This is a genomic window from Collibacillus ludicampi (genome assembly GCF_023705585.1).
Taxonomy (GTDB): Bacteria; Bacillota; Bacilli; order Tumebacillales; family BOQE01; genus Collibacillus; species Collibacillus ludicampi.
In genome coordinates this window covers 1653520-1671626 of record NZ_BOQE01000001.1, presented here as the reverse complement: position 1 = coordinate 1671626, position 18107 = coordinate 1653520, and the positions used below count along the sequence as shown (strand labels likewise).

At 50.7% G+C, this 18107-nt stretch carries 11 protein-coding genes, 1 tRNA gene and 3 rRNA genes; 1 reads left to right on the top strand and 14 read right to left on the bottom strand.

The features are described 5' to 3' along the window. Positions 1 to 6 precede the first annotated feature (6 nt). The 6 genes from radA to DNHGIG_RS08340 form a co-directional block, all read right to left on the bottom strand. Positions 7 to 1374, bottom strand: a complete 1368-nt coding sequence (gene radA, locus DNHGIG_RS08365) for a DNA repair protein RadA (protein WP_282199230.1) — start codon at positions 1372 to 1374, stop codon at positions 7 to 9. Positions 1375 to 1486: 112 nt separating this feature from the next. Beyond that, positions 1487 to 3925, bottom strand: coding sequence for an ATP-dependent Clp protease ATP-binding subunit (locus DNHGIG_RS08360; protein ID WP_282199229.1), 2439 nt, complete (start codon positions 3923 to 3925; stop codon positions 1487 to 1489). Positions 3926 to 4050: 125 nt separating this feature from the next. Further along, positions 4051 to 5124, bottom strand: coding sequence for a protein-arginine kinase McsB (gene mcsB, locus DNHGIG_RS08355; protein WP_282199228.1), 1074 nt, complete (start codon positions 5122 to 5124; stop codon positions 4051 to 4053). Positions 5125 to 5137: 13 nt separating this feature from the next. Further along, a complete protein-coding gene (gene mcsA, locus DNHGIG_RS08350; RefSeq protein WP_282201390.1) occupies positions 5138 to 5650 on the bottom strand; it encodes a protein-arginine kinase activator protein McsA in 513 nt (170 codons plus the stop codon). Between the two features lie 23 nt (positions 5651 to 5673). After that, the gene (locus DNHGIG_RS08345) at positions 5674 to 6132 is read right to left on the bottom strand and encodes a CtsR family transcriptional regulator (RefSeq protein WP_282199227.1); all 459 of its coding nucleotides are present in this window, start codon (positions 6130 to 6132) and stop codon (positions 5674 to 5676) included. A gap of 171 nt (positions 6133 to 6303) precedes the next feature. Further along, complete coding sequence (locus DNHGIG_RS08340; RefSeq protein ID WP_282199226.1) at positions 6304 to 6966, bottom strand: HAD family hydrolase; 663 nt, start codon at positions 6964 to 6966, stop codon at positions 6304 to 6306. Positions 6967 to 7216: 250 nt separating this feature from the next. Between DNHGIG_RS08340 and DNHGIG_RS08335 the strand changes: the two genes are divergently transcribed. Further along, entirely contained in the window at positions 7217 to 7816 is a 600-nt protein-coding gene (locus DNHGIG_RS08335) for a TetR/AcrR family transcriptional regulator (protein WP_282199225.1), read from the top strand. A 364-nt stretch (positions 7817 to 8180) separates the two neighbouring features. Here the strand turns inward: DNHGIG_RS08335 and rrf are convergent. From rrf to dusB, 8 genes are all read right to left on the bottom strand, one after another. Then, positions 8181 to 8298: ribosomal RNA gene (gene rrf, locus DNHGIG_RS08330) — 5S ribosomal RNA — on the bottom strand. A gap of 58 nt (positions 8299 to 8356) precedes the next feature. Continuing rightward, a tRNA-Glu gene (locus DNHGIG_RS08325) sits at positions 8357 to 8433 on the bottom strand. 58 nt (positions 8434 to 8491) lie between these two features. Then, positions 8492 to 11546: ribosomal RNA gene (locus tag DNHGIG_RS08320) — 23S ribosomal RNA — on the bottom strand. A 179-nt stretch (positions 11547 to 11725) separates the two neighbouring features. Continuing rightward, positions 11726 to 13275, bottom strand: a 16S ribosomal RNA gene (locus tag DNHGIG_RS08315). The 16S, 23S and 5S rRNA genes sit together here with 1 tRNA gene alongside, the layout of an rRNA operon. A gap of 623 nt (positions 13276 to 13898) precedes the next feature. Next, positions 13899 to 15410 (bottom strand): lysine--tRNA ligase, encoded by a 1512-nt coding sequence (lysS, locus tag DNHGIG_RS08310; RefSeq protein WP_282199224.1) that lies wholly within the window; start codon positions 15408 to 15410, stop codon positions 13899 to 13901. A 12-nt stretch (positions 15411 to 15422) separates the two neighbouring features. Beyond that, positions 15423 to 15893 carry a transcription elongation factor GreA gene (gene greA / locus DNHGIG_RS08305; RefSeq protein ID WP_282199223.1) on the bottom strand — a complete coding sequence of 157 codons (471 nt, stop codon included), beginning with the start codon at positions 15891 to 15893 and terminating at the stop codon, positions 15423 to 15425. 181 nt (positions 15894 to 16074) lie between these two features. Continuing rightward, positions 16075 to 16986 (bottom strand): DUF8754 domain-containing protein, encoded by a 912-nt coding sequence (locus tag DNHGIG_RS08300; RefSeq protein ID WP_282199222.1) that lies wholly within the window; start codon positions 16984 to 16986, stop codon positions 16075 to 16077. A gap of 75 nt (positions 16987 to 17061) precedes the next feature. Then, positions 17062 to 18060: a tRNA dihydrouridine synthase DusB gene (dusB, locus tag DNHGIG_RS08295; protein WP_282199221.1), complete on the bottom strand. Its 999-nt coding sequence runs from the start codon at positions 18058 to 18060 to the stop codon at positions 17062 to 17064. Between the last annotated feature and the right edge of the window lie 47 nt (positions 18061 to 18107).

Sequence of the window (18107 nt, the reverse complement as noted above, 5' to 3'; positions counted from 1 at the left end):
GCAACATCACCCCCCTAGCGCTACTTGCAATACTTCTTGTACCGTTTCCACTCCAATGACCTGAATTCCTTCTGGTATCGACCATCCGCGAGCATTTTTCATGGGAATAATACAGCGAGAGAATCCCAATTTCTTCGCTTCCCTCACTCGCTGTTCAATTCTTGAAACTCCCCTCACTTCACCAGTTAGCCCTATTTCTCCTATATATACGTCCTGCGGGGGGATTGCTTGCTCTTTATAACTCGAAGCGATGGCCAAAGCCACCCCCATATCCACAGCCGGTTCATCGAGACGGACGCCTCCCGCCACATTGACAAACGCATCATAAGATGACAAATATAAACCCAGCCTCTTCTCCAAAACAGCCATCAACATGGAAATCCGATTATGATCAATCCCGGTGGCCGTCCTGCGCGGGTTTCCGAAGACCGTTTGACTGACAAGCGCCTGCACCTCCACAAGTACAGGACGTGACCCTTCCATCGACGCGACAACAGCCGAACCCGCTACTCCCTGTGGTCGTTCGGCCAAGAAAAGTTCCGATGGATTGGTGACTTCTGCCAATCCTCCTTCCCGCATCTCGAAGATTCCCATTTCATTCGTCGAACCAAACCGATTTTTGACTGCCCGCAAGATCCGATACGTGTGATGGCGCTCCCCTTCAAAATACAGGACCGCATCCACCATATGTTCGAGCATGCGCGGACCGGCAATCATCCCTTCTTTCGTTACGTGGCCGACAATAAACGTCGCGATGTTCAGCGTTTTCGCGATCCGTAACAAGTAAGCGGTACATTCACGCACTTGGCTGACAGAACCTGGAGCGGATCCTAGAGTAGGACGATACACCGTTTGAATGGAATCGATGATGAGAAAATGAGGCACCACTCGTTTCATCAGCTCTTCCAATCGTTCCAGATCCGTCTCCGGCAAGATATAGATGTTTTTGGACAACGTTCCGAGGCGATCGGCACGCAACTTGATCTGTTTCGCCGATTCCTCGCCGGATACATACAAAACAGTCAGACCCTGCTCCGCGATCGCATGGGAAACTTGTAATAGCAACGTGGATTTTCCGATTCCCGGATCACCGCCTACAAGCACCAACGAACCGGGGACGATTCCTCCACCGAGAACCCTGTCAAACTCCGCCATGTGCGTTTTGACACGCGGTTCGAGAGTCGTATCTATATCTGCAATCCCTTCCACTCGGGCCGCTTCCGTATGGGGAACATGCGGCTGCGAATGGCTCGTGGACGAAATCACTTCTTCAGTCATGCGGTTCCAAGACCCGCAACCCGGACATTTTCCCATCCATTTCGGGCTTTCATACCCACATTCTTGGCATACGAATTTTGATTTATACTTCGCCATATCGGTCCCCTTTATAATAGAAAACCTGAAATACCCTTTTTACTATATACCATATGAATCCATGAAAAAAAGACCCTCTTACTGAAAGAGGGCCGAATTTTCCACTTTTTTCTCAAGATGTCATTTCCGCTTCAGGCACGTTTTGCTTGACTTGCAATTTTCCAACCTCGACATCGATATACACGCGATCCCCGCGCTTAATCGTTCCCGCGAGCAACGCCTCGGATAACTGGTCTTCGATATGACGCTGGATCGCCCGTTTGAGCGGACGCGCGCCATATTGCGGGTCGAATCCTTCTTTCGCGAGAAACGCTTTCGCTTCATGACTGAGGACGAAATGAATATCTTGCTCTTTCAAACGTTTCCGCAAGTCTTCAGACATCAGATCCACGATCTGTTTGATATGCTCTTCTGCCAGCGAATGGAACACGATCACTTCATCAATCCGGTTGAGAAATTCGGGACGGAATTGTTTCTTCAACTCATCCATGACTTTGTCTTTCATGTTGGTATATTCAGCTTCTCGATTGACCGTAAATCCGAGTGCTCCGCCTTTTTTGATCGTTTGCGCCCCTACGTTCGAAGTCATGATAATGACCGTATTTCGGAAATCGACCGTGCGTCCTTTTCCGTCTGTCAAACGCCCGTCATCCAAGACTTGCAATAAAATATTAAAGACTTCCGGATGTGCCTTCTCAATCTCATCAAGCAAGACCACCGAATAAGGCTTGCGGCGAACTTTCTCCGTCAATTGCCCCCCTTCTTCATAGCCGACATATCCGGGAGGTGCACCGATTAGCCGCGCGGTCGTATGTCTTTCCGTATATTCGGACATGTCCACGCGGATCATTGCATTCTCATCACCAAAAAGGGCTTCTGCAAGCGCTCTTGCCAACTCGGTTTTCCCTACGCCTGTGGGTCCAAGGAAGATGAACGATCCGATCGGGCGTTTCGGGTCTTTTAATCCTGCACGCGCGCGGCGAATGGCCCTCGCTACCGCGCGAACTGCTTCTTCCTGTCCGATCACGCGCTGATGCAAAATCTCTTCCATCTTGAGCAGCCGTTCTGACTCTTCTTCCGCCAATTTTTTCACTGGAATACCCGTCCATTGTGAAACGATATCGGCGATATCTTCTTCCGTCACCACAGAGTCTTTTTTCATTTGTTTTTGTTGCCACTCCATCTTGCGCGATTCGAGCTCTTCACGCAGTTTTTGCTCTTTATCTCGCAAACTTGCCGCTTTTTCGAACTCCTGGCTTTGTACGGCCGCCTCTTTTTCCGAACGGACTTCCTCCAGTTTCTCTTCCAGATCTTTCAAATTTGGCGGTTGTGTATGTGTGCGCAATCGTACCCGGGATGCTGCCTCATCCACAAGATCGATCGCCTTGTCTGGAAGGAAGCGGTCAGTAATATAGCGGTCGGATAGACGCACAGCTGCTTCCAGAGCGGAATCTGTGATTTTCACACGATGATGCGCTTCATAACGATCACGCAATCCATGCAGGATCTGGATCGCCTCATCCACGGAAGGCTCATCGACCATGATCGGTTGGAAGCGGCGTTCCAATGCGGCGTCTTTTTCGATATGTTTACGGTATTCGTCCAACGTTGTCGCACCGATACATTGCAGTTCTCCTCGGGCTAATGCCGGTTTCAGGATGTTGGAAGCGTCGATGGCCCCTTCCGCCCCACCGGCACCGATCAATGTGTGCAGCTCATCAATGAAGAGAATGATATTACCCGCTTGGCGAATTTCATCCATGATTTTTTTCAAGCGATCCTCGAATTCACCGCGATATTTTGTACCAGCGACAACCGTTCCCATATCGAGAACCATCACGCGTTTGTTTCGCAGTGTTTCCGGAATCTCATTATCAACGATCCTTTGAGCCAATCCTTCGGCAATGGCTGTCTTACCCACCCCAGGTTCACCGATCAAGACAGGGTTGTTTTTGGTACGGCGGGACAAGACTTGAATGACGCGTTCAATTTCTTTCGAACGGCCGATGACCGGATCCAACTTACGGTCTTTCGCCATTTGCGTTAAGTCACGAGCAAGCGAATCGAGTGTCGGCGTGTTGGCCGCCTGCTGGGAATCCTGGTGAACGTCACTGCCGTCACCTCCCAAGAGTTGCAACACTTGTTGACGCGCCTTGTTGAGAGAGACTCCCAGATTGGCCAGTACGCGTGCAGCCACTCCCTCCCCTTCGCGGATCAAACCAAGGAGGATATGCTCGGTTCCTACATAGTTGTGACCGAGCTTGCGCGCTTCATCAATGGAAAGTTCGATCACTTTCTTTGCGCGCGGTGTATAGGCCATGACTGAAGTTGTCCCTTGACCGCGTCCAATGATCTTTTCCACTTCTTTTTGTATTTTTTCACTGGAGAGATCAAGGCTCATCAATGCTTTCGCTGCGATACCACCGCCTTCGCGCACGAGGCCTAGCAGAATATGTTCTGTTCCCACACCGTTATGTCCCAAACGGCTGGCTTCTTCCTGAGCAAGTGCAAGCACTTTCTGTGCACGTTCTGTGAAACGGCCAAACATCATAAGTTCCACCTCCGTTTAGACTGCAAATCTTGATTTTATAAAAAAGGCTTCATCGTTTCTGGTTCTCCTAATCTGTATCCGTTAATTAAGAAAGCCTTTTTTGACGACCGAAAAAATATCAATGATCAGATCTGTGAATCATCCATACGCAAACGCTCACGAATGATGCTCGCCCGCCGCCAATCCCTTTCCCCGGGCGCCAACTCTTGGCCGGCGTATTTTTGTAAGAATGCAGGTCTAGTCATGACCATCAATTCTTTGAGTATTCTTGAAGAAACACCTTTGATGATTCCCAGATCGATACCCAGGCGCACATCCGACAGGCGTTGCATTGTTTCTTTCGAGTCAATCCGCCGGGCATACGATAAAATCCCGAAAGAGCGGCAAATGCGATCCTCTAATTGTTCACGGTTGTCTCGCATCAGTTGTCTGCGCGCTTGCCTTTCATGTTCGATGATCTGTTTGGCGACCACTTGCAGATTCCCGAGAATCTCAGACTCCGACTGTCCGAGTGTCAATTGATTGGAGATTTGAAAGAGATTGCCTACCGCTTCGCTTCCTTCACCGTAAATGCCGCGAACGACGAGTCCCACCTGGGAGATGGCCTGTAAAATACGGTGGATCTGGTTGGTAATCACAAGCCCCGGCAAATGCATCATCACAGAGGCGCGAATCCCGGTTCCCACATTCGTGGGGCAGGCGGTCAAATAACCACGTTTTTCATCAAAGGCATAGTTGAGAGTCAGTTCCAATGCATCATCGAGTTGATTTGCCAATTGCCAGGCAGAAGAGATCTCCAGGCCAGGAACGATGCATTGCAGACGGATATGGTCTTCCTCGTTGATCATGATGGAAACCGCTTCATCGTCTCGCAAAACAACCGCACCATGACGGACTTCTTCTGCCAGATTCGGGGAGATTAAGTGTTTTTCAACCAGCACGTTGCGCTCAAGTTCCGTTAAATTCTTGCAACGCAACAGTTCAAAATTTCCCAACTTACGAAATGCCGGTTGTTGGATCGCGCGCTGCACGTCTTCGATGATCGCTTCCGCCTGGCTATCTGTTGCCAGAAGCGGAAAAGGATATTTGGCAAGGTTGCGTGCTACGCGGATCCGGGTGGAAATCACGATATCCGACTCTGGGCCGTCGTCCCGCATCCACTTCGAAGTCGCATTCTTGAGAAAGTCACTCACCGACATGGGCGATTCCTCCTCATCCCTGTTCTATCTCATTCTCAAGCGCACGTATTCGATCGCGCAACAGTGCCGCTTCTTCAAATTGTTCCAACTGCACTTTCTGTTGCAATTGCTGGCGAAGTTCATGCAATTCTTTGCGTTTTTTGATTATGCCGCCGGAACGCTCGGGCACCTTGCCCGTATGTGTCGTACTGCCGTGAATCCGACGCAAGAGAGGATCGAGGCGCGAGGAAAATGATTGATAACAGTCTGCACAGCCAAAACGACCGACTTGACTGAACTGAGCGTACGTCATGCCACAGGTTTCACAACGCATTTGTTGAGCAGGTGCCGGCACTCCGGAAGGATCAAAATTCAACAAGCCGGAGAGAAGATTATTCAGAGAAAAACCTCCACTTGTCTGCCCCATCATAAGATCCCCTTTTTCACGGGCACAATGCTCACACAGGTGAAATTCGCTTTTCTCTCCGTTGATGATTTTCGTGAAATGGACAGTAGCGGTACGTTGCTTGCATTCCTGGCAGATCATGCGTCTCACTTCCTTCTTTATGCTCATAAAATGGACATCAACATGGCCGCTAAAATCCTGGCACGCAATGCGTCCCGTTCCGGGTAGGAGACCAGTAATACATCCCTTTGAATGGCCGCTTGGATCATACGCATTTCTCTCAAGGAAATCATACCATCGTCATATAATCGGTGAATGAGTCCTTCCGCTTCACGCTGAGAGATGTGTGCGCCAAACATGTTCAAAACCGTTTGGCGCAAAGGACTTCCTTCATTCAGTTTTATTTTCTTTATCCGTATATATCCCCCTCCACCCCGTTTGGACTCGACCAGATATCCTTTTTCCAGGGTGAAGCGGGTACTGATTACATAGTTGATCTGTGACGGAACACAACCGAATAGTTCGGCCAATTCGGAACGTTGGATTTCGATCGTTCCGCTCTGACTCGCCTGAAGGCTTTTTTTCAAATACTGTTCAATGATATCGGAGATGTTACGTGTCATAAGGTCCCTCCGCTCATTGACTTTGACTAACCTTGACCTTTGTCTTTATTATAATCCGCTTATCAGAATTATGCTATCAATTTATATTCTCTTTTTCGCCGTCTAGCTCACATTTTTGTACTTCAATATCACTTGTCACACTCAATCATTATTTTTCTCACTTTTTCTGAATTATACACATACCAATTTCCGCAATTGCGTAAAGTCGTGTATGATCTCATCGGCACCCTCCAATTCGTTTTCACGTGCGAAACCAAAGTCACAACCGATGACATAGAGTCCGTTGGCTTTTCCAGCTTTCACATCCGATCGGCGGTCCCCTACCATGACCGCAAGGCTGCTTCCGTCGTATGCGAGCAATTTGGCAACAAGCTCTTCTTTGCGCGCGGTTTTGTATTCACCGGCTGAATAGATACGCGTGAAGAAACTGTCGATCTTCATCGCTTGTGCAACCCCTTTTACGTAGCGTTCCCCACCATTTGAAGCGATATAAAGACGTATCCCCCGGCTTTTCAGATAAGACAATGTCTCCGGGACTTGCGGATACAGTTCACCGTACCCCTTCTCCAGATGGGCAAGCTCTTCTTCCAGCAATATCTCGTCAGCAATCGCTCTCTCTGCATCGTTTGCGTCAGGTAAAAGCGCCTTCCATAAGTCGGCCGTCGTCAATCCAAAGACGGACGTAATCTGCTCATTCGTCGGATATGTATTCCAGATCCCTTTTGCATGAAGCCGTTCATATGTACGTCGAAAGGCAGGTATCGCCAGTTTTTCAGTTTGGAATAATGTTCCGTCTAAATCAAAGATCATCGTGGTCATGTTGCTGAAGTTCATTCTGATCCTCCTTATCTATGATATATGGCTCATTACTTGGTTCACTTTGAAAATACTTTTCACGTTTCCGGTCATCCACAAATCTTCCGCTCAGCGGCAACGTTTTGTTGTATCTTCCGGAGAACCCTTTTTCTCGTTATATTGTTGACTTCTTGAGGGAAAACCAAGTATAACATTGATATGAAATTACGGAATGTCCGATTATTTATAATCAGCCAAGCGGACGGTAGGGAAAGGAAGACAAGCACATATGTCTGCTAACAAATATGAAGAAATTGCTCAAGCAGCCATTCGGTTGTTTCAACAAAAAGGGTATCATGCAACGTCCGTGCAAGATATCGCGGACGAAGTAGGATTGCAAAAAGGAAGTCTCTATCATTACATTTCCAGCAAAGAAGAATTGCTGATGAAAATCGCGCATCAGTCGATCAGCGGTTTTAACCGCCGTCTCGAAAAGATTATCGATATGGAGGTCAATCATAGGGAAAAATTGTTCATGGCAGTCCAGACGCATATCACTGTGGTGGCTGCCAATATGCAAATGACCACCGTTTTGCTGCGGGAAGCTTTTTCGTTAGCCGAACCTCACGCTACCATTATCCAAGAGTTGACGGATCGCTATTTGGATCTGTGGACACGGATCATCGATGAAGGAATCGCTGCCGGTGAATTCAAACCCGGCAACAGTCGTCTGAAGGCGCTCGCCATTCTCGGTGCATGCAATTGGTTGTATCGATGGTATGAAACGGACGGTCCCCTGTCTGCTGATGAGATCTCGAAAGTCTTCGCGGATATCTTCTTGGATGGTGTGGCTTACCACAAGCCGGGGGGATCCATTCCACCTTCGTGATGTCTTGTCCGAATCGAACATGTCTTCAAGCCGGGCCGTGGCATTTGCTTCACGGCCTTTTTCTATGAAGTGAAGGTCGTCTTTGAGGCATACGCTTGGCGTTCATGCTCCGTGGAGGTCGTCTCGCTTGAAATATGTTTAGTAGTTGCGAGACGACCTCCAAAGTCGCTGTTTCACGCCAAGCATATGCCCGCCGCAAAGCGATACGATCCACCCAAAAGTCACTCCACTGCTTGTGGCAAACTGAATCCTCTCTTCCTGTACAAGACACTTTTCATCCTCTGATGGCGTCGGCATGGGCCGCTATTAATAAATTCTGAAAGAAAAAGGTTCTTCCTGCCAAAGGAAGAACCTTTTTTGTAATGCCTAGCAGCGACCTACTCTCCCGGGGGGCTCCCGCCCCAAGTACCATTGGCGCTGGAGAGCTTAACTTCCGTGTTCGGGATGGGAACGGGTGTGTCCTCTCCGCCATTGCCACTAGACAGAAATTTTCGGTTATGACTCCTCGAGTAGGATATTGCTAAGTTATCGAGGAAGGAATGGTGACGCGTACGGGATTCGAACCCGTGAATGCCGCCTTGAAAGGGCGGTGAGTTAAGCCACTTCTCCAACGCGCCACGCGCATGTGAGGGGATTCCCTCATAACTGAAAGCGAATGCGACCGTGCATGGGATTTAGGTTAAGCCCTCGACCGATTAGTACGGGTCAGCTCAACACCTCGCGGTGCTTACACCTCCCGCCTATCCACCCTGTCATCTTCAGGGGGTCTTACCTCGTTGACCGAGTGGGAAGTCTTATCTTGAGGGGGGCTTCGCGCTTAGATGCTTTCAGCGCTTATCCCGGCCCGACATAGCTACTCAGCGATGCGGTTGGCACCACAACTGAGACACCAGCGGTCGGTTCATCCCGGTCCTCTCGTACTAAGGACAACTCCTCTCAAACTTCCTGCGCCCGTGGCAGATAGGGACCGAACTGTCTCACGACGTTCTGAACCCAGCTCGCGTACCGCTTTAATGGGCGAACAGCCCAACCCTTGGGACCAACTACAGCCCCAGGATGCGATGAGCCGACATCGAGGTGCCAAACCTCCCCGTCGATGTGGACTCTTGGGGGAGATAAGCCTGTTATCCCCAGGGTAGCTTTTATCCGTTGAGCGACGGCCCTTCCACTTGGAACCGCCGGATCACTAAGCCCGACTTTCGTCCCTGCTCGACCTGTATGTCTCGCAGTCAAGCTCCCTTATGCCTTTGCACTCGAAGCGCGATTTCCAACCGCGCTGAGGGAACCCTTGGGCGCCTCCGTTACCTTTTAGGAGGCGACCGCCCCAGTCAAACTGCCCGCCTGACATTGTCCCTTGCCCGGATGACGGGCACAGGTTAGAAGATCAGTACCTCAAGGGTGGTATCCCAACGGCGGCTCCACCAAGGCTGGCGCCCTGATTTCCAAGCCTCCCACCTATCCTGTACATGAGATACCCATCTTCCATATCAAGCTACAGTCAAGCTCCATGGGGTCTTTCCGTCTAGCCACGGGTAACCTGCATCTTCACAGGTATTACAATTTCACCGGATCTCTCGTCGAGACAGCGCCCAAGTCGTTACGCCATTCGTGCGGGTCGGAACTTACCCGACAAGGAATTTCGCTACCTTAGGACCGTTATAGTTACGGCCGCCGTTTACTGGGGCTTCGGTTCAGAGCTTCGCTTTCGCTAACCCTTCCCCTTAACCTTCCAGCACCGGGCAGGCGTCAGCCCCTATACGTCGCCTTACGGCTTAGCAGAGACCTGTGTTTTTGCTAAACAGTCGCTTGGGCCTTTTCACTGCGGCTCCCTCGGGCTCATCACCCTACCGGAGCGCCCCTTCTCCCGAAGTTACGGGGCCATTTTGCCGAGTTCCTTAACGAGAGTTCTTCCGAGCACCTTAGGATTCTCTCCTCGCCTACCTGTGTCGGTTTGCGGTACGGGCACCAGCAGCCTCGCTAGAAGCTTTTCTTGGCAGCGTGAAATCAGGGACTTCGCTACTTGAATTCGCTCGGCGTCACAGCTCAGCCTTACCGAGAGACGGATTTGCCTGCCTCTCAGCCTCGCTGCTTGCACGGACATCCAATCGTCCGCTCACCCTATCCTTCTGCGTCACTCCATCGCTCAAACGGCTGCATGGTGGTACAGGAATTTCCACCTGTTGTCCATCGCCTACGCCTTTCGGCCTCGGCTTAGGTCCCGACTAACCCTGGGCGGACGAGCCTTCCCCAGGAACCCTTAGGCTTTCGGTGGACAGGATTCTCACCTGTCTTTTCGCTACTTATACCGGCATTCTCACTTCTTGCCGCTCCACCAGTCCTCACGGTCTGACTTCACCGCAACAAGAACGCTCCCCTACCACGGATCGTTCATCACCCTAGACTCATGGCCACCCGCGGTTTGAGCGGGCGATTTTGGCGAATGCTTTTGAATGGATCCTTGCGGAAAGCATTCGCAGAAAATGTCTCATTCACCATGACGTCCACGGTGATGAACGATCCATCCATAGCTTCGGTATCCGGTTTGAGCCCCGTTACATTTTCCGCGCAGCGTCACTCGACCAGTGAGCTATTACGCACTCTTTAAATGGTGGCTGCTTCTAAGCCAACATCCTGGTTGTCTGTGCACCGCCACATCGTTTCCCACTTAACCGGAATTTGGGGACCTTAGCTGATGGTCTGGGCTGTTTCCCTTTTGACCACGGATCTTAGCACTCGTAGTCTGACTGCCGGAGACCGAGATCATGGCATTCGGAGTTTGACTGAGTTCGGTAACCCGCGAAGGCCCCTAGCCCAATCAGTGCTCTACCTCCATGTCTCTGCTCCGACGCTAGCCCTAAAGCTATTTCGGGGAGAACCAGCTATCTCCGAGTTCGATTGGAATTTCACCGCTATCCCCACGTCATCCCCGCATTTTTCAACATGCGTGGGTTCGGACCTCCATGCGGCTTTACCCGCACTTCATCCTGCACAGGGATAGATCACACGGTTTCGGGTCTACGACTGCGTACTCAAGCCCTCTTCAGACTCGCTTTCGCTGCGGCTCCGGCTTCCCGCCTTAACCTCGCACGCAATCGTAACTCGCCGGTTCATTCTACAAAAGGCACGCCGTCAGGCATAAACGCCCTCCGACTGATTGTAGGCACACGGTTTCAGGTTCTCTTTCACTCCGCTCCCGCGGTGCTTTTCACCTTTCCCTCACGGTACTGGTTCACTATCGGTCGCCAGGTTGTATTTAGCCTTAGGAGGTGGTCCTCCCGGATTCCCACGGGATTCCTCGTGTCCCGCGGTACTCGGGGTCCGTCTCGGAGTCCTCTTCGTTTCAGATACGGGACTGTCACCCTCTCTGGTCGGCCGTTCCAAACCGTTCTCTTACGAAAAGGATTGGTAACTCCACGTGAGACGCCCCACGACCCCGCCTGTGCAAGCACAGGCGGTTTAGGCTCTTCCCCGTTCGCTCGCCACTACTGAGGGAATCACTGTTGTTTTCTTTTCCTCAGGGTACTAAGATGTTTCAGTTCCCCTGGTGTACCTTCTCACTGCCTATGGATTCAGCAGTGGATACCCCGCCATTACGCGAGGTGGGTTGCCCCATTCGGAAATCCCCGGATCAAAGCCTGCTTACGGCTCCCCGAGGCGTATCGGCGTTAGCCCCGTCCTTCATCGGCACCTGGCGCCAAGGCATCCTCCGTGCGCCCTTCGTAGCTTAACCTACAAAGGTTGTTCAAAAAGTCGGTGGATCCGCCTTTTTGAACTTGCTCTGTTTGATGCAGTACCTTGGCATAAGCCAAAGTTGATGTCGCATTCGCTATCCAGTTATCAAGGAACCTTGAGGAATTCGCTCCCTCAAAACTGAGCCGTGCAGAAGAAGAGCATCTTTTACATCCTTAGAAAGGAGGTGATCCAGCCGCACCTTCCGATACGGCTACCTTGTTACGACTTCACCCCAGTCATCGGCCCCACCTTAGGCGGCTGGCTCCCATAAGGGTTACCCCACCGACTTCGGGTGTTGCCAACTCCCATGGTGTGACGGGCGGTGTGTACAAGGCCCGGGAACGTATTCACCGCGGCATGCTGATCCGCGATTACTAGCAATTCCAGCTTCATGCAGGCGAGTTGCAGCCTGCAATCCGAACTACGAACGGTTTTCAGGGTTCGGCTCCACCTCGCGGTTTCGCATCCCGTTGTACCGCCCATTGTAGCACGTGTGTAGCCCAGGACATAAGGGGCATGATGATTTGACGTCATCCCCGCCTTCCTCCGACTTGTCGTCGGCAGTCTGTTGTGAGTGCCCAACTGAATGCTGGCAACACAACACAAGGGTTGCGCTCGTTGCGGGACTTAACCCAACATCTCACGACACGAGCTGACGACAACCATGCACCACCTGTCACCGCTGCCCCGAAGGGAAGGTCTGTCTCCAGACCGGTCAGCGGGATGTCAAGCCCTGGTAAGGTTCTTCGCGTTGCTTCGAATTAAACCACATGCTCCACTGCTTGTGCGGGCCCCCGTCAATTCCTTTGAGTTTCAGTCTTGCGACCGTACTCCCCAGGCGGAGTGCTTCATGCGTTAGCTTCGGCACTCATGGGTATGAGCCCACGAACACCTAGCACTCATCGTTTACGGCGTGGACTACCAGGGTATCTAATCCTGTTTGCTCCCCACGCTTTCGCGCCTCAACGTCAGGAATCGGCCAGCAAGGCGCCTTCGCCACAGGTGTTCCTCCACATCTCTACGCATTTCACCGCTACACGTGGAATTCCCCTTGCCTCTCCGACCCTCAAGCTCTCCCGTATCCAAGGCCGTCCCGGGGTTGAGCCCCGGGTTTTCACCCCGGACGCAGAAAGCCGTCTGCGCGCGCTTTACGCCCAGTGAATCCGGACAACGCTTGCCCCCTACGTATTACCGCGGCTGCTGGCACGTAGTTAGCCGGGGCTTCCTCCTCCGGTACCGTCAGGATAGGAGCATTGCCTCACCTATCGGTTCGTCCCGGAAGACAGAGTTTTACAATCCGAAGACCTTCATCACTCACGCGGCGTTGCTCCGTCAGGCTTGCGCCCATTGCGGAAGATTCCCTACTGCTGCCTCCCGTAGGAGTCTGGGCCGTGTCTCAGTCCCAGTGTGGCCGGTCACCCTCTCAGGTCGGCTACGCATCGTCGCCTTGGTGAGCCGTTACCTCACCAACTAGCTAATGCGCCGCGGGCCCATCTGGCAGTGACGCCGTGAAGCGCCTTTCCCTCCTCACGGATGCCCGTGAAGAGCGTATCGGGTATTAGCACTCGTTTCCAAGCGTTATCCCCGTCTGCCAGGCAGGTTGCCCACGTGTTACTCACCCGTCCGCCGCTGACTTTGAGGAGCAAGCTCCTCTCCATCCGCGCGACTTGCATGTATTAGGCACGCCGCCAGCGTTCGTCCTGAGCCAGGATCAAACTCTCGAAGAAAAGTATCGCTCTGCGCCTCGCGAGCGAGGCTTCTTGCAGAGCCCATGTATCGTTCAATCGTGGCTCTCTTCTGCACGATTCAGTTTTCAAAGAGCGACCGTCGCAACAGCGACTTTTCCAATATACCATCCTGCAGTCTATTTTGCAAGTGGTAATTTATGCTTCGTAAATCATTTGCCTCTCTTCGCGGCAACTTTTACATTCTAACATGATGGTCCTCTCCATCCAACGAAGGAATGAACCCGTTTCGAAACAAATTCACACAATCTAATGAGCCAAAAAACAGTAATGCAATTTTACTTCATTATTCATCTATTCTCGCGCATTATCGAGGCGCGAACGCAAAGCCATACGTCCGCCAATACTTTTTCAAAGTAGTCCCTCATGCCGCTTCAGCGGCACAACAACGAATAAAGAGTTTCTTGTGTGGAAAGAGAAGTCTAATGCTGTCTCAAGCAACGGAGTGGCTTTTGGCTGGGCGTTATGCTTTGCGTGAGACAGCGACTTTGGAGGTTGTCTCGCGACATTTGATCATATTCCGTGCGAGACAACCTCCACGGAGCGCGAACGCAAAGCATACGCCCAGCCAAACGACACATTTTCAAAGTCGCCTAAAATTCCATTTACTTGACTTCACGCATCAAAGGGAATAAGAGTACATCACGAATCGATGGTTGGTCAGTGAGCAACATCACCAGGCGATCGATTCCGATCCCCAATCCGCCGGTCGGAGGCATTCCATACATCAAAGCATTGATGAAATCTTCATCCATTTCATGTGCCTCATCATTGCCCGCAGCCCGTTCTTCCAATTGCTTTTCGAAACGTTCACGCTGATCAATCGGATCGTTCAGCTCGGAGAAAGCATTCGCATGCTCACGACCGACGATAAACAACTCGAAGCGATCGGTAAAACGCGGATCTTGTGCATTACGTTTAGCCAGTGGCGAAATCTCGATCGGATGCCCGTAAATGAATGTCGGCTGAATCAATTTTTCCTCCACGAACGTTTCGAAAAACTCATTCAAGACATGACCGAAGGTATAATGAGGCTCGACTTTCACGCCGTGTTTCTCCGCGAGAAGACGAGCCTCCTCATCTGTCATTTGCACGGAGAAATCGACGCCGGTATGCTCTTTCACAGCATCCACCATCGAAATGCGCGCCCATTTCGGTTCCAAGTTGATCTCTTGGCCTTGATAGGTGATCGTCGTTGTCCCGAGTACTTCACGGGCGATCGAAGCGATACATTCTTCTGTCAGTGTCATGATGTCTTGAAAATCGGCATACGCCCAATACAGCTCCATCATGGTAAACTCGGGATTGTGTCTTGTAGAGATCCCTTCATTGCGGAATACGCGACCGATTTCATAGACTTTTTCGAGTCCGCCGACAATCAATCTCTTTAAATGCAGTTCCAGTGCGATACGCATGTAGAGTGTCATATCAAGCGCATTGTGATGAGTGATAAAAGGTCTCGCTGCAGCCCCTCCGGCAACCGCATGCAAAGTCGGCGTTTCAACTTCGAGAAAACCGAGATGATCCAAATAACGACGCATCGCCTGTATGATTTTCGAACGCGTCACAAACGTGTTGCGTACATCCGGATTCATAATCAAATCCACGTAACGCATGCGGTAACGCATTTCAATATCGGTCAGCCCATGAAATTTTTCGGGCAGCGGATTGAGCGCTTTGGTCAATACGGTCAATTCCCTCACCTTGACCGTTGTTTCACCCGTCTTGGTTTTAAACACAGTGCCCTTGACACCGATAATATCGCCGATTTCGAGTAAATTGAAAGTTTCAAACGCTTCTTCACCAACCGTATCTTTACGCACGTAAATCTGCACACGACCTGTCAAATCCTGAATATGGGCGAAAGCGGCTTTCCCTTGGTTGCGCAATAACATGATGCGTCCAGCTATCGTAACCTCAATCGTTTCGTTCTCAAGGTCTTCTTTGGTTTTGTCCTGCCCATATGTAATGACATCTTTCGCCGTGTGCGTACGTTCAAACTTCTCCCCAAATGGGTTGACTCCCCGTTCTTTCAATTGCTCCAGCTTGTGCAAACGAACCCTTTGCACTTCACTGAGTTCTTCCTTTTCGTTTACGAGTTGTTCCTGTTCCCGCATGAACATTCTCCCCTAATTCATGATTTCTAGAACTTCATACCGGATCACGCCGGTCGGTACCTGTACGTTGACTTTCGTGCCAGTCCCCTGCCCAAGCAAAGCTCGTCCAACCGGAGATTCACTTGAAATTTTACGATCCGGCGGATCCGCTTCCGCCGCACTTACAATCGTATATTCTACCACATGATCGAGCTCCAAGTCTCTTACCTTCACCCGGGTTCCGAGTGAAATACCCGCAAGTTTCACTTCGTTCATTCGCAGACGGGCATTATGCAACATGCGTTCCAATGTATCGATACGCCTTTCAAGAAAAGCCTGTTCGGTTTTCGCACTTTCGTACTCAGAATTCTCTGAGAGATCTCCATTGGAAATCGCAGTTTTAATCCGTTCCGCGATCTCACGGCGTTTCATCTTTTTCAAAAAGTGAAGTTCTTCTTCCATCTTTTGCAACGATAAGTGAATAGGCGTTTCTTTATCTTCCATCCCTAAACTCCTTTCTTCTCCCATGCGTCCCCTGATGACCGGAATCACAAGAATCTCTATGATGTGCAGAGAGCACTGTCAAACTCATATTGACAGTGCTCATTACAAACTATGAGAGGGTTCTTATCATATATTTATTGACGTATATCGATCACAAAGGCTGTTTTCACTCGTTTACTTTTTACACACCGGAGCTGGAAAGACGTTGAATATACGGTTCAAATCCCAGCTGTTCAAGCAAACGGCAATAATCTTCCGCTCGCAAATCAGCCTTCCTATTCTCCAGGGCGACGAGCAGCGCTTCCATCACATTCGTGCCAAAACTGCGACCATCAAACTGCGGCGTTGTAGTCACCAGGAGATGTGCGCCGCGAGAAGAAAGAAGAGCGATATCCTCTTGAGTAACCGTATTGGTTAAGATCACCTTGCCCGATATATTTTCGGGCAAATAGCGCCGAATAAAATGAAAATCACCGGCGATCACATCCGCTTCACGATAAAATCGTTCATATTTTGAGCGGATCATTTCTTGGTTCTTTCCCGTTGGATACAAAAAAGAGATGGGAAGCTTGGTCAAGAGCGGCGCTGTCACTTTTGCCAATCGCTCCAATGTTGAGAGCGTTCGGATGGGAATCGGTAAACCGAGCGCAAAAATCAGGTCACCGAACACAACCTCGCACCCCGCCTGAACGAGCGCTTCCGCCATACCGAATCGATCGACCGCAGATACAAGAAGAACCTTTTTCCCGCGCAGTTGGACTTCAGGATGTTCCAACAAACGCTCGACCACGATACGCTCCAATGTGTTCTTCAGTCCGCTGCCATCCAGAATCGGCGTACGTTTCGCCGCTTGAGCGATCTTCTCAGCCTCGCGAAACGTATATCGGCGCCGGTTCACATAGATATAGCGGTCGATTCCCCCCATCCCAAAGGCATCCACTTCCCCATCGAGTGAACGGATCAATTCGATGACCCGCTTACGATCTCCATCTGTGCCGATACGTTCAATCACAACCGGTTCCCCGAGAAACGTTGTCTCCACGCGATGATTCCTGCTCGACGAACCAAGACTGACACTCACAATCCGTTTCATTCTGGTGGTCTCTCCATTTGCATGATCGAATGATACATATTCATACATGTATCAATCAGTATGCACAGGAAAAATTCACACCATACTTAATGTGCCTGGCCGCAGAGTTTCAAGATAATCAAGTAGGACTTTCCTCATCTCTTCCTTCGTATTCTGTTCATTGATGCGATCACGCAATTGAGCGGAATTCGGAAGTCCTTTGCAATACCATGCGGCGTGTTTACGCATTTCCTTCACACCGATCTCTTCGCCCTTGTGTTCGCACAAAAGATCCATATGGCGCAAACATACGCGAATTCGCTCTTCCGCTGATGGCTCCGGCAACTCTTCCCCTGTCTCCATATAATGAACCACCTGCGAGAAAATCCATGGATTTCCCAATGCCCCACGGCCGATCATCACACCGTCGCATCCGGTCATCTCAAACAAGCGTACCGCATCTTGCGGGGTAACTACATCTCCGTTTCCGATAACGGGAATCGATACCGCTTCCTTTACTTGACGAATAATATCCCAATCGGCTTTACCTGTATACATCTGTTTCGCCGTACGACCATGAACCGCCACCGCGGAAGCTCCTGCCTGTTCAGCCGCCTTGGCTACTTCCACCGCGTTTACGTGATCATCATCCCAACCTTTTCGAAACTTCACGGTCACGGGCTTGTCGACCGTATTCACGACGGCCTCGATAATTTTGCCCGCGTAATCTGGATCGCGTGCGAGCGCAGCACCCGAACCGCTTTTATGAATTTTCGTGGCAGGGCATCCCATGTTAATGTCAATGATATCAGGGGATTCACCTTGAGCCATAACGGTCTCGGCGGCACGTACCATCGAATCCAAATCACACCCGACCAACTGCAAGGATACAGGATGCTCCTCAGGGAGTATACTCAACATCTTTTGCGTCTTTTTATTTCCGTGTACGATCGCCTTGTCGCTGACCATTTCCGCACATACCATACCCGCCCCCATTTCTTTGGCAAGTTTGCGGAACGGAGGGTTGCAAACACCAGCCATCGGCGCTAAAATCACATTGTTCTCCAGCGTAACGGAACCAATTCGAAGTGCCATTCTTTTCACCCCCAAACAAAAGACACAGGCAAAGATCAGCCTGTGTC

What these genes read in the sequence shown, in the direction of transcription:
- mcsB (WP_282199228.1), bottom strand. Translation starts at nt 5,124, where the DNA reads ATGTCGGTGAGTGACTTTCTCAAGAATGCGACTTCGAAGTGGATGCGG.
- lysS (WP_282199224.1), bottom strand. Translation starts at nt 15,410, where the DNA reads ATGCGGGAACAGGAACAACTCGTAAACGAAAAGGAAGAACTCAGTGAA.
- DNHGIG_RS08340 (WP_282199226.1), bottom strand. Translation starts at nt 6,966, where the DNA reads ATGAACTTCAGCAACATGACCACGATGATCTTTGATTTAGACGGAACA.
- DNHGIG_RS08360 (WP_282199229.1), bottom strand. Translation starts at nt 3,925, where the DNA reads ATGATGTTTGGCCGTTTCACAGAACGTGCACAGAAAGTGCTTGCACTT.
- radA (WP_282199230.1), bottom strand. Translation starts at nt 1,374, where the DNA reads ATGGCGAAGTATAAATCAAAATTCGTATGCCAAGAATGTGGGTATGAA.
- dusB (WP_282199221.1), bottom strand. Translation starts at nt 18,060, where the DNA reads ATGGCACTTCGAATTGGTTCCGTTACGCTGGAGAACAATGTGATTTTA.
- DNHGIG_RS08335 (WP_282199225.1), top strand. Translation starts at nt 7,217, where the DNA reads ATGTCTGCTAACAAATATGAAGAAATTGCTCAAGCAGCCATTCGGTTG.
- DNHGIG_RS08300 (WP_282199222.1), bottom strand. Translation starts at nt 16,986, where the DNA reads ATGAAACGGATTGTGAGTGTCAGTCTTGGTTCGTCGAGCAGGAATCAT.
- DNHGIG_RS08345 (WP_282199227.1), bottom strand. Translation starts at nt 6,132, where the DNA reads ATGACACGTAACATCTCCGATATCATTGAACAGTATTTGAAAAAAAGC.
- greA (WP_282199223.1), bottom strand. Translation starts at nt 15,893, where the DNA reads ATGGAAGATAAAGAAACGCCTATTCACTTATCGTTGCAAAAGATGGAA.
- mcsA (WP_282201390.1), bottom strand. Translation starts at nt 5,650, where the DNA reads ATGATCTGCCAGGAATGCAAGCAACGTACCGCTACTGTCCATTTCACG.